The 21,128-nt window shown below is 53.5% G+C and carries 22 protein-coding genes, 1 tRNA gene and 1 pseudogene; 17 read left to right on the top strand and 7 right to left on the bottom strand.

The window, feature by feature from the left end; genetic code table 11:
* Positions 1-2: 2 nt before the first annotated feature.
* The 3 genes from ihfA to LOY37_RS17165 all read left to right on the top strand — a co-directional run bounded on the left by ihfA (position 3) and on the right by LOY37_RS17165 (position 825).
* Entirely contained in the window at positions 3-305 is a 303-nt protein-coding gene (gene ihfA, locus LOY37_RS17175; RefSeq protein ID WP_002553164.1) for an integration host factor subunit alpha, read from the top strand.
* Entirely contained in the window at positions 286-642 is a 357-nt protein-coding gene (locus tag LOY37_RS17170) for a MerR family transcriptional regulator (protein WP_010222411.1), read from the top strand. The genes ihfA and LOY37_RS17170 overlap by 20 nt, the downstream gene beginning before the upstream one ends.
* Before the next feature lie 106 nt (positions 643-748).
* Positions 749-825, top strand: a tRNA-Pro gene (locus LOY37_RS17165).
* Positions 826-945: 120 nt separating this feature from the next.
* Here the strand turns inward: LOY37_RS17165 and LOY37_RS17160 are convergent.
* From LOY37_RS17160 to LOY37_RS17140, 5 genes and pseudogenes are all read right to left on the bottom strand, one after another.
* A protein-coding gene (locus tag LOY37_RS17160) for an IS5 family transposase (RefSeq protein WP_258715370.1) occupies positions 946-1,802 on the bottom strand; the annotation gives its coding sequence in 2 pieces (ribosomal slippage) (positions 946-1,454 and positions 1,454-1,802; 858 coding nt in all).
* A gap of 33 nt (positions 1,803-1,835) precedes the next feature.
* A pseudogene (locus tag LOY37_RS17155) lies at positions 1,836-2,092 on the bottom strand (hypothetical protein); the annotation flags it as partial.
* A 145-nt stretch (positions 2,093-2,237) separates the two neighbouring features.
* Positions 2,238-3,959, bottom strand: coding sequence for a response regulator receiver domain (locus LOY37_RS17150; protein ID WP_258715369.1), 1,722 nt, complete (start codon positions 3,957-3,959; stop codon positions 2,238-2,240).
* The gene (locus LOY37_RS17145) at positions 3,956-6,940 is read right to left on the bottom strand and encodes an ATP-binding protein (protein ID WP_258715368.1); all 2,985 of its coding nucleotides are present in this window, start codon (positions 6,938-6,940) and stop codon (positions 3,956-3,958) included. Before LOY37_RS17145 ends, LOY37_RS17150 begins: the two co-directional genes overlap by 4 nt.
* 225 nt (positions 6,941-7,165) lie before the next feature.
* On the bottom strand, positions 7,166-8,230 hold the full coding sequence (locus tag LOY37_RS17140; RefSeq protein ID WP_258715367.1) for a DNA cytosine methyltransferase: 1,065 nt from the start codon (positions 8,228-8,230) through the stop codon (positions 7,166-7,168).
* A gap of 1,019 nt (positions 8,231-9,249) precedes the next feature.
* Here LOY37_RS17140 and LOY37_RS17135 point away from each other — a divergent pair.
* Entirely contained in the window at positions 9,250-9,414 is a 165-nt protein-coding gene (locus tag LOY37_RS17135; protein WP_258715366.1) for a hypothetical protein, read from the top strand.
* 2 nt (positions 9,415-9,416) lie between these two features.
* Positions 9,417-9,551 (top strand): hypothetical protein, encoded by a 135-nt coding sequence (locus LOY37_RS27615; protein WP_408980664.1) that lies wholly within the window; start codon positions 9,417-9,419, stop codon positions 9,549-9,551.
* 111 nt (positions 9,552-9,662) lie between these two features.
* Here the strand turns inward: LOY37_RS27615 and LOY37_RS17130 are convergent, their stop codons facing one another.
* The gene (locus LOY37_RS17130) at positions 9,663-10,625 is read right to left on the bottom strand and encodes a bifunctional GNAT family N-acetyltransferase/nucleoside diphosphate kinase regulator (RefSeq protein ID WP_258715365.1); all 963 of its coding nucleotides are present in this window, start codon (positions 10,623-10,625) and stop codon (positions 9,663-9,665) included.
* A gap of 427 nt (positions 10,626-11,052) precedes the next feature.
* On the opposite strand from LOY37_RS17130, the gene LOY37_RS17125 reads away from it, so the two are divergent.
* Positions 11,053-11,280 carry a hypothetical protein gene (locus LOY37_RS17125; protein ID WP_258715364.1) on the top strand — a complete coding sequence of 76 codons (228 nt, stop codon included), beginning with the start codon at positions 11,053-11,055 and terminating at the stop codon, positions 11,278-11,280.
* Positions 11,281-11,361: 81 nt separating this feature from the next.
* On the top strand, positions 11,362-11,652 hold the full coding sequence (locus tag LOY37_RS17120; protein WP_258715363.1) for a DUF3077 domain-containing protein: 291 nt from the start codon (positions 11,362-11,364) through the stop codon (positions 11,650-11,652).
* Between the two features lie 64 nt (positions 11,653-11,716).
* Here the strand turns inward: LOY37_RS17120 and LOY37_RS17115 are convergent, their stop codons facing one another.
* Positions 11,717-13,060: a hypothetical protein gene (locus tag LOY37_RS17115; RefSeq protein WP_258715362.1), complete on the bottom strand. Its 1,344-nt coding sequence runs from the start codon at positions 13,058-13,060 to the stop codon at positions 11,717-11,719.
* A gap of 112 nt (positions 13,061-13,172) precedes the next feature.
* Here LOY37_RS17115 and LOY37_RS17110 point away from each other — a divergent pair, with 112 nt between their 5' ends.
* From LOY37_RS17110 to LOY37_RS17065, 10 genes are all read left to right on the top strand, one after another.
* Positions 13,173-14,438, top strand: coding sequence for a phospholipase D-like domain-containing protein (locus LOY37_RS17110; RefSeq protein WP_258715361.1), 1,266 nt, complete (start codon positions 13,173-13,175; stop codon positions 14,436-14,438).
* 294 nt (positions 14,439-14,732) lie between these two features.
* Positions 14,733-15,176 carry a hypothetical protein gene (locus LOY37_RS17105; protein ID WP_258715360.1) on the top strand — a complete coding sequence of 148 codons (444 nt, stop codon included), beginning with the start codon at positions 14,733-14,735 and terminating at the stop codon, positions 15,174-15,176.
* A 136-nt stretch (positions 15,177-15,312) separates the two neighbouring features.
* Positions 15,313-15,486, top strand: coding sequence for a YhfG family protein (locus LOY37_RS17100; RefSeq protein ID WP_156160163.1), 174 nt, complete (start codon positions 15,313-15,315; stop codon positions 15,484-15,486).
* A gap of 390 nt (positions 15,487-15,876) precedes the next feature.
* Positions 15,877-16,785, top strand: a complete 909-nt coding sequence (locus tag LOY37_RS17095) for an NAD synthetase (RefSeq protein ID WP_258715359.1) — start codon at positions 15,877-15,879, stop codon at positions 16,783-16,785.
* Positions 16,782-17,219, top strand: coding sequence for a hypothetical protein (locus tag LOY37_RS17090; protein WP_258715358.1), 438 nt, complete (start codon positions 16,782-16,784; stop codon positions 17,217-17,219). Before LOY37_RS17095 ends, LOY37_RS17090 begins: the two co-directional genes overlap by 4 nt.
* A 546-nt stretch (positions 17,220-17,765) precedes the next feature.
* Positions 17,766-18,197, top strand: a complete 432-nt coding sequence (locus tag LOY37_RS17085) for a hypothetical protein (RefSeq protein ID WP_213603870.1) — start codon at positions 17,766-17,768, stop codon at positions 18,195-18,197.
* 73 nt (positions 18,198-18,270) lie between these two features.
* A complete protein-coding gene (locus LOY37_RS17080; protein ID WP_258715357.1) occupies positions 18,271-18,690 on the top strand; it encodes a hypothetical protein in 420 nt (139 codons plus the stop codon).
* Between the two features lies 1 nt (position 18,691).
* A complete protein-coding gene (locus LOY37_RS17075; protein ID WP_258715356.1) occupies positions 18,692-19,120 on the top strand; it encodes a hypothetical protein in 429 nt (142 codons plus the stop codon).
* A gap of 285 nt (positions 19,121-19,405) precedes the next feature.
* Positions 19,406-20,278: a hypothetical protein gene (locus LOY37_RS17070; protein WP_258715355.1), complete on the top strand. Its 873-nt coding sequence runs from the start codon at positions 19,406-19,408 to the stop codon at positions 20,276-20,278.
* Positions 20,279-20,373: 95 nt separating this feature from the next.
* The gene (locus LOY37_RS17065; RefSeq protein WP_258715354.1) at positions 20,374-21,126 is read left to right on the top strand and encodes a sulfite exporter TauE/SafE family protein; all 753 of its coding nucleotides are present in this window, start codon (positions 20,374-20,376) and stop codon (positions 21,124-21,126) included.
* The last annotated feature ends 2 nt before the right edge of the window (positions 21,127-21,128 follow it).

The following is a 21,128-nucleotide window of genomic DNA, read 5'->3' as shown; positions in this document are numbered from 1 at the left end:
GTATGGGTGCTCTGACGAAAGCTGAGATGGCCGAACGGCTGTACGAGGAGCTGGGCCTGAACAAGCGCGAGGCCAAGGAATTGGTCGAGCTGTTCTTTGAGGAAATCAGGCACGCTCTTGAAGACAACGAGCAGGTCAAATTGTCCGGATTCGGCAATTTCGACCTGCGCGACAAGCGCCAGCGGCCGGGCCGCAACCCCAAGACCGGGGAAGAAATCCCGATCACGGCGCGTCGGGTCGTCACCTTTCGTCCAGGGCAGAAGTTGAAAGCCCGAGTTGAGGCCTATGCTGGAACCAAGTCATAACGACGAGCTTCCGCCGATTCCAGGCAAACGCTACTTCACCATTGGTGAAGTGAGTGAGCTTTGCGCGGTAAAACCGCACGTGCTCCGCTACTGGGAGCAGGAATTCCCACAACTCAACCCGGTAAAGCGCCGCGGCAACCGGCGGTACTATCAGCGCCAGGACGTGCTGATGATCCGCCAGATCCGCGCGCTGCTCTACGACCAAGGCTTCACCATCGGCGGGGCGCGTCTGCGCCTCTCTGGCGACGAAGCCAAGGACGACACCACCCAGTACAAGCAACTGATCCGGCAGATGATTGTCGAGTTGGAAGACGTGTTGGTGGTGCTGAAGAAGTAACCCCTATCGGGCCCGGAATTTTGGAAAAAATGCTTCCATAATTCAAAAGGTTAGGGTACATTCTTCAACGTTCTCAGCAACCAGGGGAACATGCTTCAAGCCCAGTCGGGGCGTAGCGCAGCCCGGTAGCGCACTTGCATGGGGTGCAAGGGGTCGAGTGTTCGAATCACTCCGTCCCGACCATTATTTAGAACGACTAAGCCACCTTCGGGTGGCTTTGTTGTTTCTGGCCTCAGTGACTTTTCGAGTGGCTTGGTCTTTTTCTTCATCCAGATCTCCTCTTCAGAATCGTCAGCACTGGTCCTAGGTTCTGTACGAAAAAAGATGTCGCAAACACCGTATGGAACAAGCCAGCGAGACCATAGCGCCATAGCTTTTCGCGAGCTTGTCGAAGCGCGTCACGATCCGTCGGTTCTCTTTCAGCCAGCCAAACATGCGCTCGATGATGTTGCGTTGTCGGTACTTGGGCCGATCAAACAGTCTTGGTAAGCCAGGCTTGGGTTTGCGTTTCATCGAACGCAGCGGGATGACGGGTTGCATTCGATATTGGTCGCAGTAACGGCGTAGGGCTTCGGCGTCGTAGCCCTTGTCGGCAAGCAGCCATTTACAGCGCTTACGCGGGCGGCCACGTTGGCTCGATGGAATGCTGACCTCGTCCAACAGGGGTTGGGCATAGCTGATGTCACTGGCTTGACCGCCAGAGAGGAGGAAGCGCAACGGTGTCCCGTTGGCGTCGCAGAGCATGTGGATTTTGGTTGTCAGGCCACCGCGACTGCGGCCTAGAGCGTGATCGGCAGGCTCGTCAGGCCCCCTTTTTTCCCGGCGCCAGAAGAGGCTCGGGTTGCACGTACTGCGGTTGAGTCGATCATCCAGGTTTGCACATCGATCAAGCCTTGCTCATTCAATCTCAGGTGCAAGCGTTTGAGCATCTGATCGAATGCCCCGTGGTTTCGCCAGCCCCGAAACCGTTGATACACAGTTGACCACGGGCCGAAGCGTTCCGGCATATCTCGCCACGCTGCGCCTGAGCAGAGCACCCAGAGCACGCCATCGAGCATCAGGCGGTCACTCAGGCGGGGCCGCCCCCGGCCAGGGGTTTCGGTGAAGAGATCAGCGACCACAGCCCAAGCCTCATCCGAGAGTTCGTAACGCTTTGCCATCACAGGATTCCTTTCCGTAGATGGCTGGAAACTCTACAAAACTTCAGCTTCCGAGGGACGTCGATTGGGTTTCTCGGGATTTCGTACAGAACCTAGAGAATCAGTGGCTGATACCATGTTTGCCGCCTCGATCAACTGGCCAAGCTCGGCACCCGAGTAGTGGCTGGTGATACTGTCGTTCTTGTGCCCGAGCAATGCCTTGCGGTCTTCCTCGGTTGCTCTGTGTGCTTCAGATCGGGAAGCCTGATGGATGCATGCCCTGGCACAGCAGGGCGTAGGTTTTTCTCCTGTCAGAGTTACGCACTGAAGAGCCTTGAGGAAAGGCTCAAGCGCCTGCTCATCAATGTGGGTCGACGTCAGGGGCGGGTTAACCTGAATATGACATGACAGCCACAAACCGTTGTCGGTGACAACGGTCTACCTGCGGGACGCTTACTAAACGAATGGAAACGTTTTTCTACCAGCCAATCGCAGATTTTCGGAGTCGATAATGCCGACCCGCATCCAGCGACTTGCAAGGGTTGCCATCTCGCTCATAGCTCTCCCATAGCGTACTTCGCCTAACCAAGTTAACTCATCGCCTTCAGCGCTACCTTCGGGTTTGAATATATATTTAGTGGGGGCGCCAGGAGTAATTACCTTGCTTCCGCGGACGCGCTTTAGTTTTTTCTCTGGTTTGAAAGAGTAAGTAATAACAGTTGGATAGTTCTTATCAAAGAAAACTGGTACTTCAACATCACCATCGAGGACGATCATATTATACGGAGAGTTCTTTCTGACACCCTCTATAAAAACGAAGGGCCTCGGGCCGTTGAGGCGCAGCATATCGCAGGCGGGGCTGAAGCAAAAAAGGTATTTTGCTTCACCATTTTTCACAGATTTGAGCAACGTCCCCGTCGTCAGTGATGGTAGCCAGTCCTGTGCTTGAGTGCTGACTGATGCGCCCGAAGCTTCCCTGCGAAATGCGACAAGCCGTGAAAACTCATTCTCAGCATTTCGTGATTTCTCTACACTTCCTGCTAGCACATGGGAAACAAGTCCTCTGAATTCCGCTGGGAATTTACGGCTTACAGAGTTGCTTATTTTAATGCCATGGTCATTAATGCCATGTGTGAGTAGGCCATTAATAGCAGTACGGTCAAACTCAAGAGTATCTAGTGGGTCAGTAGTGCCGACCCGATAGTGGAACGAATTTATGTCGCGCATGTTTAGCCAGGCAGTAATGGCATCTGGTTCTAGAAAGTCATCGGCGACACTGTCAAGTCCAATTGCGTTATCACATTCTGCTACAAGTAACTCCCGCATTAATTCCGCCACATCACCCGGTGGATTGGTGATTAGCCGATTTGCTATATATGCAGGGTCTAACGCCTCACCAAAGCGAGTCAGCATATGGTGAGTGTTCTTTCTGACGGCCCCAATAGCTGCGAGTGCAAAAGCGGGTATCAAACCATTTGCCAAAATAGCGAAAATATCAATCAGCTTGACTGGTAACACGTCCGCTTGCGTAGACGACTTGTTGGCGATGACGATAAGCGAGTTTTTGCTTTTGGCACAAAACGGAAAGTCTGCAATATTATCGACATTGGAAAATTGAACTCCTTGAACTGAAAGCTCTTGCTTTGCCTGATCAAGTATGTGTGAGTCTAAAGGCTCTCCAGTGTAGATACAAACCAAGCGCATACGACCATTTTCACTCGCATCGGATTCTGCGATTTCCCTTAGAAGCTTCAGGGTAAGGCTGGAAGATTTCGGTCTGAGATGCCAATCTATTACAAGGATGTCTGCAGTTTTGGCTGCTAAAACTACGCGTTTACGAATTCTCTCTTCGTTGGTGTCGCTGTCTTCAGGCAATACAAAAGCACATGCCATGCCGTTTTCGGAGAATGAGTCAGAGATTTTTCTTATGTCTAAGATGTTCTGCGAGTTATTCGGCAAAGGAGGTGTGTTTTCCTCCGCAATAACGTACGCGTCATTGCCTAACCCAGAATCCTCCACCGCCAAGCTTAAGCTAGGTGCGGATGGAGTAGGCGGAGTATTCTCTCGTGGATCATTGTCTACTACCACCGCAGTTTTCAGGAACTTCAGGACCGCTTTTCTAACATGGTCCATCCATACATCTTGGCAGCTCTTCACAGCTGCTTGCTGAATATTCATAAGTCTTCCTCATTCCCTTCCGTAGAATTTAAGGACGAAATCCTAAATACAGGATTGTTTTCTGCCCCAAATTCAACCAAATTGAGATCGAATCCGTCGCGTCTAAGAACTTCTCTACTAATAGCTAGCCCCATGCCCCGGCCCCCTGCCTTCTTAGTCTCTCCAAATTCAAAAATGCTATTTTGAAATCTGGCTTCAATACCAGGGCCGTTGTTTGATATGAGAAAGCCTTCCCCATCTGAGTCTAGGTATATATTTTTTTCACCTGATGCCCTAGTATTTAGCCAGTGTATTGCATTGTCGATGATGTTGATGAATGCGCCTATGATTACTGAGGATTTGCATTCGATAATGTGGTCTCTGAAAGCGAACGTTGGCTTAATATTAATAGATGTGTTGCTTATAGGTTCGGCGAAAACGTTTAAGATTACACCGAGGATTTCGTCACCGGAGAGCTTTACTGTGCTGCGGTACATCCTGCGCCCGAGAGGATCTAAAACTTTCAAATACCCATCTAAGTGATCAATGTGATCCCTGAGATTTTTGTATATCACTGCGAGAGGGGGGTTGCGGTCAGCCCAAACCTTTAGTTCAGACATTGCTGAACGAATGCCTCGTACCGCATTATGAAATTCATGCTGAAGAATACCAACCGACATTCCCAGCTGAGCGAAGTCGGAGAAAAACTCGATCTGATCCTCTAAGACCTGATTCCTCGCTTCTAGTGCTGCGAATCTGTCATCTAGTGTTTCTCGATCCTTGATGCTATCTGTGAGATCGAGCATCTGTCTTTTAAATGATTCGAGCAGGTCTAAGTCACGGGACTTTAGCGTATCAAGTCCGGTTCCTATTTCACGTTGAAGTGCATCAAGTTGGGTTGGCGCGTCCGCTGAGCGCTTCGTGAAGTCTGCGACAAGGAGTTCAGCATTAGTACGTAAGTCAGAGAATATTTCTTTCAAAACATTATTAACTGCGGCTTGCATCTTAGTTGCAGCCTCGGTGGCTTCACGACGTAATATCACGATGTCGCGTATAGCAGAGTCCTTTTCGCGTTCAATGTCTTGTAGTGCAGTTTTTCTACGCTCGGCTGAATCAATTTTTCCTGAGGTTGCGCTCGAAAATAATTTATCTACTTCGAGCTGTAGAGGGGTGAAGATAGATTCCTGAAGCAATCGAAATGTCGCATCATACGCAGACCAATCCCGGTCCATCTTTTTTGTCAAGGCCAGGCCGCGAGGAAGTGAAAGTTGGGCCTGGCCAATCAAAAATCTGATTTTATGTTTGGTTTCAAGCTCAAGTAATCTAATCTTAGACGCAAACTCCCCTAGGTCTAGCTCTCCGGTCAGCATTTCTAGTCTGTCTTTGGTATGCACTTGAATGCTAGAGCCTTCACGCTCAAAGAAACCATCGTTGTATTTTTCAAAGAAATTATCTAAATCGGTTCGAAGGGTTTCTCGCCTAGAGTCGGCTTTTTCTTTCTGTTTTTTGAGTAAGGCTGACTGTAAAGAAAAATGTTTTTTTCCAGCCCAGAAGTCGTCACCTTGAATCGCATTCGGTTTGAAAAATTCAATAGCGAGTTGTTTGAAAAGCCCCATAATTACCGAGCGGAAATCACGATATGCTTGGTTCTCCCTAAATCCCTCTCGACCAGCTTTTTCAGTAAGTGTTCCATTCTCGGAGTGGGTTATTGCCACATATCCAAAGCCTCGGCGATAGGCGAAAAACCAGTCTTTATTTGAAAGGTTCCTTCTGCGCTCCATATCAATCCAGTCGACATCGGAGTTACCATAGGGGAGTATCCTAATTCCGTCGCGGTAAATATATAGTCCGCCGACCTTGTCACACTTGCCGATCATGGATTCCCAGTCGGAAGGATTAAGTCTGGTCTCAGTCGCCCGGCCTTGGACATAACCATATCGAAAGTTAAATGGTCCGCATTTTGTTTTTCGTCCTTTTCCCTCGATCCAGTTACTAACGAATTTTCTCTGCTCACCATAGACCGAAACAATACCTACGAACTGACCGAATTCATCAAATGTTCCTTCAAAGTATTGGTCGGTTCGACTGAAGTCATCATTCGCGAAGAACTCTCTGCTTCCGATGCGCTGAATTGTCCCCTCCGCGGTATGGTCGCGGAACTCCGTCCTTATCACGGGAATATCATTAGCCATAGAGTTAGAAAACCCTAATAAATTCCGCTCTAGCTTTGAGGACTCCTTGTCGGTTCCGCCGTCTATATCATCATTTAACTCCGGTGCGACGGGCATCATTATGAAGTGAGTACCATGACCTTCCTCCGCTAGAGAAAGCGGCATATCACTATCTTTGCTGAGTGTCTTGTCCAGTAGGTCCGGCGCAACTACCTTGATTTTTTCGAGAGAGGCGAGCAAATTAATATAGGCAGAGTGTTCAATCTGATCCTGAAGGCTCTTTAGGTTGCACGCAACCTTGTCAATCAATGCCCCTATATCGTCACGTCCTGGCAGGCGCCCGCCATCAAAAGTTTCGATGGGGACATCGATATCATTTAAATCTAAACCTGGCTGTTCAAAAATCCCCCAATGAACCAATGCGACAACTAAATCATGCAGCCCATCTGCCCTAACTGCCCTACTCATCAGGATCGTTATCGGTGCGATGACAGCTATAGCTAATCTTCCTATGCCTTTTTCACCCATAATAGAGCGCTTAGGAAGATTTTTGGGGCCCCGCCAACTAGACTCTGTAGCTGCGCGATTTGCTCCCACCCTTGACTCAGTACCTAATGTCAACCATCTGGTTTCAACATCGTTGCGTGTCATGCCATACCCATCATCACGAATGATGAGCACTCCATTGCGCCGGAAATAGTCAACTTCGACCCGCTCGGCGTATGCGTCATGCGCGTTCTTGAATAACTCGTGTATCGCCGTAGGTATGCCTGCAATCTGTTGGCGACCGAGCATGTCGACGGCTCTTGCTCTAACCTTCAGCTTTGTCATTGTAGCTCCCAGAGAGATGAGGAGATCCAAAATGATAAGGGTGCCCCTTAATGACAACTGGGCTTGCAATTCGTTGAAATATTGACTCCACTCTCCATGTTAATCCCTTCATTTTCGGAGTTCCTTTTGGGGCTTAGATACTTAAATGTCTAACAAGATCGCTGTAGTTATCAGGTCTACTACCTAAGCTTAGATTTAATAAGATAAATTCGACTCAGGAGAAGCTTAGGAAGTAATTTCGGGTTCATTGTGGGGGCTGTAAATAGCAGACATCAAACTTGCTGCGATATTGCTCATCATTTTCGGAGGGACTGCGTTACCTATCTGAGTCGCGATTTGCGCCGAATTCCCTATGAAAATGTAGTCGTCCGGAAAGGATTGCAGCCTAGCAGCTTCCCTCAATGTGATTGCTCTATTTTCCTCTGGGTGGGCGAATCTACCGCGAGTGATGTCAGTACAGCCAGTAGTTAGAGTAGGGGCTACATCTCCCCATCTCATCCGGCCGTAAGTATCTGAAAAAGACCCCTTGCGGGCATTTTTGTGACAATCCAGTTGTAACGCTAGTGGGAGTGATTCTCTCCCGCCTCCGTCAGTTGGGATATGTTGCAAGCGCTGGATATTCAAAGATGAATGGCGTCTAGCGAAGTGCAGAGGGTCCAGACCCACCTGAGTTCGGCCTAAAGGAGGTGATTCAAGGCCGCGAATGGCATCGCTTACAGTGCTCCTAACTACGGGCTTGATATCGCTAGCTATTTTTAAAGAGACGCCTTTGGTGGCTATCAAGATCATTCGTGTGCGTCGTTGCGGAACACCCAAATTTGCAGCGTCTACTCGCATTGGGGTTGCAACGTCGTAGCCACATTCCTCACGTAACCACGAAGTAAACTCTTCGAATATTCCACTCGCCGCTAAGCCCGGCACATTTTCAAGAAATACAATAGTAGGGCTAAACAGAGAAATAAATTTTTTAGATTCCGCGACTAGATTGTTTCGGGAATCACTATTACATTTATGACGATTTTGACTGCTGAATGGCTGGCATGGGGCGCAAACTACGAGCAAGTCAAGTCGGTCAGCTATGAGATCGGAAAAAAGCTCTGGTTCGACATCGCGGATGTCACGCTCAATCAAACGGGTTTCACTATGATTGGCTTTGTAGGTGCAACAGGCGCTTGGATCAAAATCAACAGCGCCAACCACGTCAAAACCTGCGTGTTTCAGCCCCAGGGAAACGGCACCAGACCCGCAGAATAGGTCTAGAGCAATTGGCTTTCGTGGGAGCGGGGACATATGAGAACACCTAACGGACGGACATATTTTCAAGCCGGCAGGCCGTTAAGGCCATGCTGAGAATGACCTGAAATTTTAGGCGGTACCCTCTATCGAGTCTAGTAGTTTCCGAGGTCGTTCTACCTTGTTTGGCCGGCTAAACGATCGTTTTGCGAGATAAGCTTGGCAGTGAAAAAAGAGGCAGTTCAGGGGTTTGGCTGGGCAAATTTCACCTTCCGGAACAACTGGCCCGTCGCAATGGGCGAATCGCTCATGGAAGGCGTATGGACTTCAGCCCGGTTGCCGACGGATTTGCAATCCGTGACATGCAAATCTTCAGAATTTCCCGATTCCCTGTCGTCCATTTCCGAATCATACTTCCGCCTGCCTCAAGCCATTGCGGTGCTTCCACTAGCGCTCTAGTCTCCCCCAGGCGTTGCCAATTCAACGACCGGTTTTGACAGACCGATTAGCAAGTACCCTTTCGGCATGCTTTATGGCGGCTGTATGTGGGGCACATTCGTGTGCGCCGGGTTTTCTTGCTCTCGGTCTGTCAACCCGTGTATGGCTGCCACCTTTCTGTTTGACCGCAGGTCTGTGGCGGCTCCACCAGCAAGGAAATTCGCCATGTTAAAAATCGTCCCTGACCCACCGCCTCACTCAAACCAATTCCTCGAAGACATCCTCGTCCAAATCTCCGAATACCTGGTCTGCGCCGTGACCGTGGCACAGTAGACTGTCCTGCTTCATGCCAGCTCTCCAGGCTAGGTGCTGACCTTGGCGACCATGCATGAAATCGACCATGCCCGCACTTTGGTTGAAGTGGCTTGAGTAAGGTTCAGTTGCGGCATTGATATGGCGGCAGTAATGGCGGGCTTGGTTGTGATTGAGCTTTGGTGGCTGGTCTGGATGAGTCAGCTATTTGGGGTTGATCGCGGGGCAAGCCCGCTCCCACAGGCTGTGTGCACTCCACAGGTTGGGCTGTTCCCACAGATTTTGGAATCGGCCTTGTAGTTGCAATTGGGGCTAGGGAGGTTGGGATGGATGAGGGGGCGCGGTTGGAGCACAAGACGGTAGGCGTCGGCACGTTCGCTGAAGGCGAGGGCGGCGCAGGCGCCGAGCGGTTGTTTCGGGTCGAACCAGGCCACGGTGCGGCGTTTGTGCTGGAGCAGGTTTCGATCATGATAGGCGTGCGCACCACCTGACGTTGCAAGCCGGCCTTGAGCAGGACGGTACGTCGGCGTGGGCAGGGCATTATCTGGTGGGGATGGCCAAGGTGCTGGTTGAGAATGTGGCCCATGCCATGGTCGTTGAGTCGGGGGCCGGGCAGGGTGCAGGTTGATCTCGCGAGTAGCACGCTGCGCAGTCCTGCGGTCAGTACGAGAGGCTCCATCAGGCACGGAAAATCGTTGGGGATCTTCGTGCCTGATGGAGCACTTAGCTAAAGGCTCAATTACAGGTGGAAATCGCCCGCAGCCTCCGGCTGGTAAAGCACTTTCCTGATCCCGATCCGGCGGGTCCGGTCAGAAACTCGCCAGTCGATGGCGTCCCCCTCTTGATAGCCCAGGATGGCGGCGCCGATGTCGGAGCACACGGAGTACTTTCCGGCGCTGCTGTCGGCGTCTTCAGGGTAGACCAGGGCCACTTCGATCTCTTCGTCGTCCAGTTGCAGCAAGGCCCTGGAGTTCATTGTGACGACATTGCGCGCCACCTGCTGCGGCGTGACGACAATGGCGCGCTCAAGCTCATGTTCGAGTTCAACAACGGCCGGGCCTTGCTCAAGCGCGATCAGGCTCTCGAGCCTGGCCTTGTCGATTTCGGTGATGTAGATCTCCGTGGAGTCGGCAACGGCACCTTCGCGCAGGTACTGCAGATAGCGCCCAGCCGTCATGGAAAATGACTTCAATGTCGGCGTTTCGCTTTCAAGCAGAAAACCGCTGCGCACAAAGGCTTTCAGCGAGCGGGTGTTGTCGGGGTGGATCTTGGCGATGAGCTTTTCGGCACGCATGTCGAGGAAGGCCAGTTTCATGCCTTCGCGGATTGTGCGCGCGCCAAGGTTTCGGCCCCATTTGTCGCTGTCTCCAATAACCAGGACGATTTCGCAATTAGGGCCGGTCTTGATGAGACGGACAAAGCCCACCGGGGCGTCATGCCGGTCGTAGGCCATGAAGAATCGGCCGCCCCGGTTGAATAGATGGGTCAGGATCGGCAATTGAGTCCGATCGATAACTTGCTCGATGGAGCGGGAGACATGACGCGAATCGCTCAAGTAGCAGGTAACGCGCTCATCTTCCAACCAATCCATGAGCGTCAGTGCGTGTGCCCGAGTAATTTCCGGGCACAGCGAAATGAAAGGCTTGTTCATCTTCACCACAGTTATTTGGAAAGAATGAAAGCCCTTCATGGCTATGGCCATGACGGTTCTTTCGGCAACCGGCCATTTTATGGCAAAACGCTAGTGAATGGCGAACAGCCTGCGCACTCTGGCAGGCTTTTGCCGTTCTTTTCGATGACCTTGCCGATGAACATCCGCCCCTCAAAATCTTCAGAATTTCCTGATTCCATGTAGTCCATTTCCCAATCATACTCCCGCCGCCGTTAAGCCATTGCAGTGGTTCCTTGAGCGCTCTAGTCTCCGCCAGTCGTTGCCAATTCAACGACCGGTTTTGACAGACCGAATTCAAAGTGAATCCGCATGTGCTCGCGTTATGGCGGCTGTACGTGGGGCACCTTCGTGTGCGCCGGGTTTTCCTTTGCTTTGCCGGTCTGTCAACCCACGTATGGCTGCCACCTTTTGTTTGACAGCAAATGTGTGGCGGCTCCGTAAAGCAAAGGAGTTCGCAATGTTAAAAATCGTCCCCGACCCACCTCACCACCCCAACCAATCCCTCGAAGACCTCCTGGTCCAGACCTCCGAATACCTGGTCCGCGCCCAGACCATCGCCCGACAATCCGTCCTGCTCCACCCCAAAGCTCCCGACCAGGTACTCACCTTGGCGACCCTGCATGAAATCGAACACGCCCGTGCTCTTGTCGAAGTGGCCTTGAGCAAGGTGCAGTCACGCCACTGAGTGGCCAATCAGCAGACGCCCGCGTTGCTGACGAAATCCCTTGGCAACGCGGGCTAGCGATTTCAGCAGGAGGATCTGTCAATGGATGAGGACTTGAAAGCAGCCAGCACCTATAAGACCGCTGGCATCGCGGCCTTCGGTGAAGGCGAAAGTGGGCTCTGCACACAAAGGCTGTTCCGCGTCGAGCCCGGCCACAGTGCGGCGTTCGCTCTGGAGCAGTCGTCGCTGCTGATGGGCTGCGTAAACCGGCTGACCCTGCAAGCCGGCATCGAGCACGATCCCAAGCTGACCTGGGCGGCGCATTACCTTAGCGGCATGGCCAAAGCCCTGGTGGAGGATGTGGCTCACGCCATGCTGGACCGGCCGCAATGACGCAGCTGTTGGACCAGCGCTCGCCGAAGAGGCCGAGGCGATGACTGCAGGCGGGCAGCGCGGGCTAGTCCTGCGCCTCGTCTTCAAGCAAACGCAGCACTAGCGGCTCGATATCCAAAGTGCCTTTATCAGTAGCGTCCAGCAACTCCAGGTTCAACACCCAGTGTTTTTTCCCACGGCTCACTAGCTGAATCACCCCGAGGTCCTCAAGGATCGCAGCCAGGCGGCTCGACTCCGGCACCCGCTGTTGCCGGTTGATTGCCTGGTAGTAAGCGGTGCCGATGCCTTCTTCGCTGGTGCCGGCCGGCACACCGTCGGCGCTATTGGCCAGGGGGAATGGCCCGCGACCGAACTGCTGCCACAGGTAGTTAAGGGTGTCGTTGATTACCGGCAGCGGGTAGCGGGTGATGCTCTTGCCCAGGGTTTCGAAGCCCTGGTCGGTCAGGCGATAGAGAAAAGCCTTGCGCTTTGTCGGCGTCCAGCCTTCAGTCCAGCCGACCGTTGGCATAATTACTTCGCTCTGGCTGGTAGCCTTTGGCTGCGAATTCGTTACCGTACCGCCGCCCAGGTCGTAGCCGATCATGAACAACGCCGCTTCCAGGCGTCGCAACGGGCTGCTGCCTGTACCGTCGTCCTGGTTGAAGCCGCTGTGCTTTGCATTGTCATGGGCGAGCACCGCCGCGAGTATCTGGCTGGCGCGGATGTTCCACTGCGCGTGCAGCGTTCCGCCCTGCAGCGGCGGGAACTGCAAGTTGCCCTGGGACGGATCGCGCTGTTTGCAGATGCCCTTGTTCGGCCTGGCCGACGCCCAGGGGAAGGCCAGCTCGGGCGGAACTTGGGTAAGTTCAGGCTCGACCTGTTTGCAAAATTTCACCACCGCCCAGCCCAGCGCGGCAGCAACGCGGCTGTCGTAAATCACCAACTGCTTGCAGATCAGCGAGTAGACCTTGGTCATGCCGGCGTTGAAGCGCAGCTCGGGGTCCAGTAGCAGTTGATGATTCAGAGCACCGCTGTCGATTGCGTCGCGAGTGTGGATCAACAGCTGGGCCAAGCCCTCAGCATTGTTGGTCAGCCAACTGACGTTACCGTTTTGTACGCCACCCCAGATCATCACATCAATGGCTGCGCGGCTGGCGGCGAGGTCTTCAGGCGCGGGCGCCAGGGCGCGTTGCAGTTGCTGCTCAAGCGCCGTCAGTGCGCGGGTGTTACTGGTGATGTCGCTGCCCTTGTCGATGTCCAGGTGCGCAATCGCCGGGTGCGGCCAGTGGTAGGTTTCATAGGCGTTGAACAGGCTGCTGCAGTGCCAAGGCTCGCCACTCATGCGGTTCTGGTAGCCGTGGGCGAGGGTGGCGTTGTCCAGGTTGGCGCTCATCCATGCAATGAAGGCGTCGAGCAGGGGCTGGGCCATGGCGGTTTCCTTGTAGGGCGGCTTGGGCGTGCGAGGGGCGGGATTTTGGGCTAATCGGTTGATAGTGGCAATGTAGTATTATCGGCAGAGATTCGTACAAGGAAGCCGACGATTGAAGTTCACTAGCAATATTGTGCCGCTGATAAAAGAACAGCTGCAAAACGACAAGGTTGATCTGAAGATTTTCTCGCCGTACCTGACCGGTTCGGTCGCGCTGGAAATTGCCCAGCTGGGTAAAAGCGCCAAGGTTTATACGTTGCTCAATGTGCAGGTGCTTGCCTCGGGCGCCTCCAGTTACAGCGCCATCAAAGCCCTTCTGAAGAAAAAGATCCCGGTTTACTACCTGCCCAATCTTCACGCGAAGATGGTCGTTGCCAAGGACCGCTTTGTGACCTTGGGCAGCCAGAATTTTACCGAGCGGGGTGCGAGTGCGAATTTTGAGACCAACGTTCGCGTTCGTGGGGTCAGTAAGGGCGTTGAAGCATTAGTGGCGAAGATGGAGCGCAAGGCCACTTTGTTGACGTCGGGCTTTTTGGAGTCGGTTAACAATGCTGCGAAGGCGCTGGCTGGCAAATACGATGCGTTGCGCAAGCAGGCCGAAGAACTGGATCGCGACTTGATTGCTGCCGAGAAATCGCGCGCAAGTGTGCAACGCGGCGAGCGGGCAATCGATGCCGAGGTTCGCTCGGAGTTGGCCAAGCGGCCGCAGTCCAACCCCAGAAAGTGCACCATCGTTTCGCGCTACGATGAAAAAAACGCCAAGCTTCAACATTCGTTGAAAGGCGAAGAACTGTTGACCTGGTCCGTCGGCAAGGCCCCCCACGAGCTCAAGCCTCAGCACCGCTATTTGTGTATATCCGGTGCCGGCAAGCTCGGCTGGGTCAGGGTGAACAGAACGGTGTACTCGTTCATTGAAAACCAGATCGATATGGAAAAGGGCGAAATCAGAGGCCAGGTGCAGTGGGAGGTTGGCGTTGATGCAACCGAGCAGGCGTGCAAGGCGAGGAGGGGCGGGTACAACTTGCGTGTGGCGGTTGCTGACCACCAGGGTAATGAGCTGTGCCATGTGTTCATGCGCTACAACACCGAAGACCTTGATATCGATCCTGCCGTCTTGCTCAGGAGCACAGACACGCCCAAAGCGCCGATTGCCGAGCGACGCAAGGCAGCCGAATGGATCAACGCCAATACGCAGAGCTTCAAGGAAGATATCAAGCGAATTATCACGACACCGTTCAAGTTCCAGGAAAAACTGACCGGCGATCGAGCGGACAAGTTCTTCGGCGGTGATGGAACTTCGCACCTGCTCTGCCTGGTCGAACTGAGCTCAAACGTAGCGTTACAGGTGATTGACCCGGTGGAAACAATGGCTGGGTAACAGGTCTACAAGCGCTCTCAGGGTTTCTTCCTACAAGGTATTGTTTTCATTCTTATTTTGAGTTTTTAGGACGACATAACCGGCAAAAATACACTTCTGAAACGTTGATTTTTAGCTGCTAAAACTAGGCCGCTCAAGCGCCTGCAACCTTCGGGTTTGCAGGCGCTTTCACGTTTCAGGAGACCCCATGAACGACTCAAGGATGAGCGGGCTTGGCGCGAGCCCGTCGCAGTACTTTGGGGGAAGCAGTGCTGTACAGTCAGTAGCGCTTAGTCTAGTCGAGGGAAGTGAATCGTGATCAGTCAGGCCCAGATGTGGGTATTTATTCGTCGATTCTACCCGTGTTTGATCGGTACATACCTATTGGCACTTTTCGCTACGGCAATGGCTGCATTAAGCGTAATCAATACCTATTTTTTGAAGCACGCCTACGAGTCAGAGCTTGCGATGGGCATGCTGGCGGTCGGTACGCTGGCGATCACGTTAGGGACCTTCATCCTGATTCGTGGTCGCACTTGGGCGGTATGGATGATTGTTGTGCTGCTGTTTGTTTGCTTCCTTGCCACGCTCTCAACCTACGGTCGGTCATCTCATATGCTTCTGTTTGTGGCCTCATTGGCTGCATCCTTGCTCGGCTTGCTAATCATCAACAGCCGACGTTACCGCCAAATGTGCAGACGTGTGGTGGTCATACGCAGGATGCGGAATCGATGGCTAGCAAGCGGTGGTAAAGCATGATTGGCAAGGTAAGCAGTACAGGCTTGATCGCGGGGCAAGCCCGCTCCCACTCTGGCCGACAGAGGTTAGAGGGAGAGGGGATGGCCGTTCCTGGAGTTGTTGCCCAGCGTCATTGCCCAGCCATGAGGTCAGTCCTTTGAAAGCGCCAAGCTTGCACGCCAAGAAAGCCCATTGCGCCAAGACACGTCAATCCAATTATTCGGCCAGCCTGCGTCTCGCAGGCATCGATGTCACACCGGATGATGCTGAACGCAAGCTACCTGCCCGTGAAGCGATCCTCGAAGCCTATCGACAACAAGCCAAGGGCTAATTCTGGATCAGTATGGGGTAGGTCAGGATCCATACCGCTATACCGGTATGACGATTCAAGACGGCACTCTGCTGCGCGCTTAAGATTTGAATCGAGTGTCTGGCATGACTATTGGCACGACTTAAACCGTGTGCATAGCAGACGTTTGTCGTATCACTCGTGTACACCGGTTCAGGATATCGGCAACTAGCAATCTGATGGGGCACGATCATTCAAGCATAAAAAGATGCGTCCTACGCCCCCTTCGTTTACTTCCTCTTTTGAGCGTGTAGGACGACACACACAGCAAAAATACACTTCTGAAACGTTGATTTTTAGCTGCTAAAACTAGGCCGCTCAAGCGCCTGCAATCTTCGGGTTTGCAGGCGCTTTCACGTTTCAGGAGACCCCATGAACGACTCAAGGATGAGCGGGCTTGGCGCGAGCCCGTCGCAGTACTTTGCGCGCCAGCGGATTGAAAGCCTGGTCAACGTGCCGAGGCTGTTTGCAGCGATTGATGCCGATCCTGGGATCGTCGGCGCGGGGGTGGTGTACATCGATGCGGACTACAACGTGGTGACGTTGCGGGAGTTTCGGCCGATTTGTAGTGTGTTGACTAAGCGGGTGGTGTTGCAGGAGGTGAAGCGGTATTTGACGCCTGAGCAGTATGTAGACCAGGCCATGCGCACACCTCGGGAGTCACGGGTGTGGTGGGAGGCGGCAGGTGCGGCGCCAGCGTGTATAGGTCTGATTATCAGTGCCGTGGTGATACTCAAGGGCGGCATGATGACAATGTTTACGGGGCCTTTGGGTTTAATGGTGTCCGCTGCCGGTATTTCCAGTATTGTCGCAACCGGGCTCCAATGTGGGATCGGTCTTCACAGGGTTTATCAGGAAGTGGTCAACCCAGAACTCAATGACCTGCTTGATCAGCAAGGTTGGTATCGTACAGCCGTACCCATACTTGATGTGGTTTCACTACTTGGCGTGGTATCAAACGCGCTGAATACGGTGAGATTTCTGCTGGCGCGCAAAGCAGCAACGGGCGTCAACTGGTATGAGATCACCAGAACCTTGAGTCGACAGCAGCGCAAGGCGTTGACTACCGAGCTGTTGTTAATCAAGCATCCTTCTCTGACGGCTAAACAGCTCAAGCTGGCCCAGCATATGGGTACTATTCAAAAGCGCTACACACCGACAGAGCTCAAACACTCGACTACAGCAATGATCCGAGACTCGATTTCAGGTGCTCTTGGCGTTGCGGGTAGTAGTAACATTCAAACCATAGCATTGAGCCTGTTTGAGGAGCCTGAACAGTGAGACGTGTCGTAAACGTACGAACCTTCATGCGCCGCTATTTTCCTCTGCTGATCACGGCATATTTCCTGACCATTTTTGCGTGCTCTGTAGCATCAGCCAATGTAATCAACGCTAATTTTGTGGCTCATCCACAAGTATCGGGAATCTCGCTTGGCATTATTGCCGTGGGGGTCTTGGTCACCAGTGTGGGGAACTTCATTGTGATTCGGGGGCTGTCGTGGGGCATCTGGATCATCGCTGTTTTATTGGTAGTATGCTTGCTGACGACGCTGGTGACTTTTGGCGGCTCTCCTTACAAATCTGTAGCCCTGATGTCGGGTTCCATTCCTCTGCTCGCGTTGTTCCTGATTAATAGCCGACGCTATCGGCAAATGTGCAAACGTCTGGCTGTTGTCAGGCGCCAGCGAGCGCGTGGCGCGTGGCCGTTACTTTGAGCCGTGTGGTAACTGAGAAGAAGTATATGATCAGCGCCGAGCTATGGAACGCATTCGTGCGTCGGTTTTTTCCAAGGATGTTAGCTGCTATGTTTTCAACGATCGCTTCCTTCACGTTGGCAACGCTCAATGTCTTTGATGTCTACCTTTCAGGCTTTCCACATAAAGTGGAATACGCCTTTATCCTGCTTTCCGTTGGGGCCGTTCTGCTAAGCATCGGGCAATTTTTTGTCATCCGAGGGCGTGTTTGGGGTGTGTGGGCGATGGTTGCACTTTTGTGCGTTTGTCTACTAGCGAGCCTTTCAACCTACTATCGTTCCTCGTATAAGCTGTTAGTGACAATCTCCGTTTGCTTTCCACTATTTTCTTTGCTGCTGCTGAATAGCCGGCGCTACCGTCAGATGTGCAAACGGTTGGTAGCTATACGCCGGATGCGGATTCAAGGAGCAGCTAGTAGGGGGCGTCTGTGAAAAATTATGACGACTGTATTCGCTTCACCAATTCCTGCTCGTACGTTTTTTGGGGGGCTGAAAAATTAATTCATTCGTGAATGTTCGTACCTTTAGGCGACTCTATTTCCCGCGACTGATCTCAGCAATCTTGCTAGCCACCGCTTCCTTCTCGTTTGCCACTTTGAATGTAACGTATGCCTTCTTCCATAATCATCCCTATGAAAATGAATACGCTGTCGGCTCGGTAGTGACTGCCGCATTTTTGCTGTCCTATGGCAGCTACGTCCTTATTCGGGGGCGGGTATGGGGAGTCTGGGTGATCGTCGGGCTTCTATTGGCTTGTCTTCTCGCCGTGATTTCAACTGTTGAGAGAACGCCTCATAAGCTGTTTTCCGTCTTTTCTCTATTGGTTCCGCTGTCGACGCTGCTCGTGATCAACAGCCGAAGATTTCGCCAGATGTGCAAGCGTGTGGTGGTCATACGCAGGATGCGGAACCGATGTGTGGCGGGCGGTGCTAACGAATGAATGACGAGGCAATTTTTGCTGGTCGCATCGCGGGGCAAGCCCGCTCCTACCGTGGCAGGTTGGAGGTGGCGAGGTGACGCTCCTCCCTGCCGTCGTTGAACGGATGAAGCGATATTTTTCCCGTTTCGTCACCGGGTTTTTTCTTACAGGTTTTTCCATAACATTTGCAATGGTGCACGTCCTTGGCGTTTACGTGCATGACATCAAACGATTATTGCTTGTGTTACTGGCAGCTACATTCGTGTTGTGCGTGGGCCATTACATGTTGCTACGCGGCTTTACCAGCACGGTCTGGATCAGCGTCACATTTGTTGTGATTAGCCTGCTGGCAACGCTCTCGACATACGGACCCCCCACCCACCGGATGTTTTTCGCGGTGTCGTTGGCTACCTCCTTGTCTGCCCTGCTCACGATCAACAGCCGCCGTTACCGGATGATGTGCAAACGTCTGGTGGTGATACGTAAGCAGCGTAAAAAGTGGAGAGTCCGCTGAGATGAGCATGGCTTCGCGGTTTTCACAGCGCTACTTCCCCGTCTATGCCGCAGCATTGATGCTGAGCTGTTTTTCCTTCTCACTGGCGATAGCACTCGCGAGCCTGCTTCATTTCAAGACCCATCCCGACCTACCCGAGTACATCATTTCTTCACTCGTGGTCTGCTCTTTGCTGCTGAGCGTGGGCAACATGCTTCAGCTTCGAGGGCGGCGCTCCGGCATGTGGCTTGTCGTCATGGTGCTTGGCGCGTGCATGCTACTAACTCTTTCCACCTATGGCCCCCGCACGCCCATGCCACTTTTTACCCTGGCGCTGTTGGCACCGTTGCTGGCTCTGCTTTTGTTCAACAGCGAACGACACCGCGAGATGCGACGGCGGCTGATGAGGTTGCGGGAGAGGGAGAACCGAGGACGGGACGGGTTCACTTAGCGAGTTCGGCAAGGAGAACGGGCCAGTGCTAGATCCGTCGCAATTGCCGGCTTACATACGTCAATGCTCACTCCTTGCTATGGAGCGGATTTTTCCTGACTTTCATCTCCTTCACCGATGCGATCATCCGCCTGGGAGAGGCGTGTTTCGCAGGTGGCGCTGTTGGCGTATAACAGCCGCCGTTATCGAGAAATGAGCAAAACCCTGTCGGATATCCGGCGCAATCACTTCAAGCCTGTGTCTGGCAAACGATAAAATCGAACCCTCACCCTCAAAGGTTCACGGATGAATCACCAAGAACAAATCAACGCCTGCCTGCGCCGCAATTTTCCGCTGCTGACCTTGAGCTGGTTGCTGTCAGTTGCTTCCCTCATGAGCCTGATGCTGGTGATTAACGGCGCACACTCTCTGAGCGCCATGAGTTCATCCGACATCCTGCGCGGCGTGAAGAACGGCGTGGTTATCCCGACCCTGCTGCACCTCTTGCTGGTGTGGGGGAGCACGCGGTTGATCTGGTGGTTGGTGGCACTGCTGGTGTGCTGCTTGCTGGTCGCTTTGGGGATGTATGCCCAGCGTCCACCTGGGCTGGTTTATTACCTGGCGCTTTTCTGTCCCCTGGCCGGCCTGCTGGTGTTCAACAGCCAGGGCTATCGGCGGCTATATGCAAGGTTTGTCGAGATCAGCAAGGCTCCGCGAGCCAAGCGCTTGCCGGGGCAGCCTGTGGATGTGCTGCGGTATCCGGGGATGGCGGCGTTCTTGGGGCGTTACATGGGCCGCTCCAGCGCCGCGTTTTTCTTGACCATGGCCTCTATTGCGCTGGCAACGGTGCAGCTGGAGTACGCCTACTTTGCCGGGCATCTCGAGAACATGGGGTATGTGCTGATTGTGATTTTGCTCGGGGCGGCGGTGTGTGGCGTAGGCGCTGGTCTGATCGCTAACGGTTTTGCCTGGGGGGTATGGTGTCTCGTTGCGGTTGCGGTGACGAGTCTGCTAATGGCCATCGCCAGTTTGGGAGGCGGTATCCATCTGTTTTTTTCCGCGACATCGATTGCACTGCCTGCGGTGGCGCTGGTTTTGTTGAACAGTCACCACCATCGGCAGTTTTGTAAGCGTTTTGCGGTGCTGCGGCGGTTGCGGTTGCGTAAGGCTGGTAAGTGATCTGGCGGCCTTATCGCGGGGCAAGACCGCTCCCACTGTAATAGCATGTGTGCCAGTTCTGATTCTCCGTCATCACGAAAAGGACGCCACTCCTCATGGACCCTCTTTACCTGATCGCCCTCGGCGCCATGGTCGCCGGCTTTGTCCAGGGCCTGTCGGGCTTTGCCTTCGGCATGGTCGCGATGTCGTTCTGGGCCTGGAGCCTGGAGCCGCAGGTGGCGGCGGTGTTGACGGTGTTCGGAGGGCTGACCGGGCAGTTGATTGCGGCGTTCAGCATGCGCCGGGGCTTTCGCTGGGGATTGTTGTGGCCGTTTGTGCTGGGCGGGCTGGCGGGCATTCCCATGGGGGTGTGGGTGTTGCCTTACCTGGATATGCTCTGGTTCAAGGCGGTGTTCGGCACCTTGCTGGTGCTCTGGTGCCCGTTGATGTTGGCCGCACCGCGCTTGCCGCGGTTGCGCGGCGGGCGTCTGGCAGACGGGGTGGTGGGGATGGCGGGCGGGGCGCTGGGCGGCATCGGTGGTTTTACCGGTACGGTACCGACGCTGTGGTGCACGCTGCGCGGCTTTGATCGCGACGCGCAGCGAGCGGTAATCCAGAACTTCAATCTGTCGATGTTGATGGTGACCATGCTCACGTACCTGGGCACTGGCCTGGTGACCTCGTCGATGCTGCCGATGTTCGCGGTGGTGGCGCCGGCGATGCTGCTGCCGACGCTGATCGGTACGCGGGTGTACATCGGCATCAGCGAGGTGACCTTCCGCCGGTTGGTACTGGGCCTGTTGACCCTGTCCGGGGTGGCGATGCTGGTGGCGGCCGTGCCCGGGTTGCTGGCGCGCCACGTGCTCTGATC

Source organism: Pseudomonas sp. B21-012, from assembly GCF_024749305.1.
Lineage (GTDB): Bacteria > Pseudomonadota > Gammaproteobacteria > Pseudomonadales > Pseudomonadaceae > Aquipseudomonas.
Note: the sequence above shows the minus strand (reverse complement) of the source record. Positions and strands in the feature narration are given on the sequence as shown.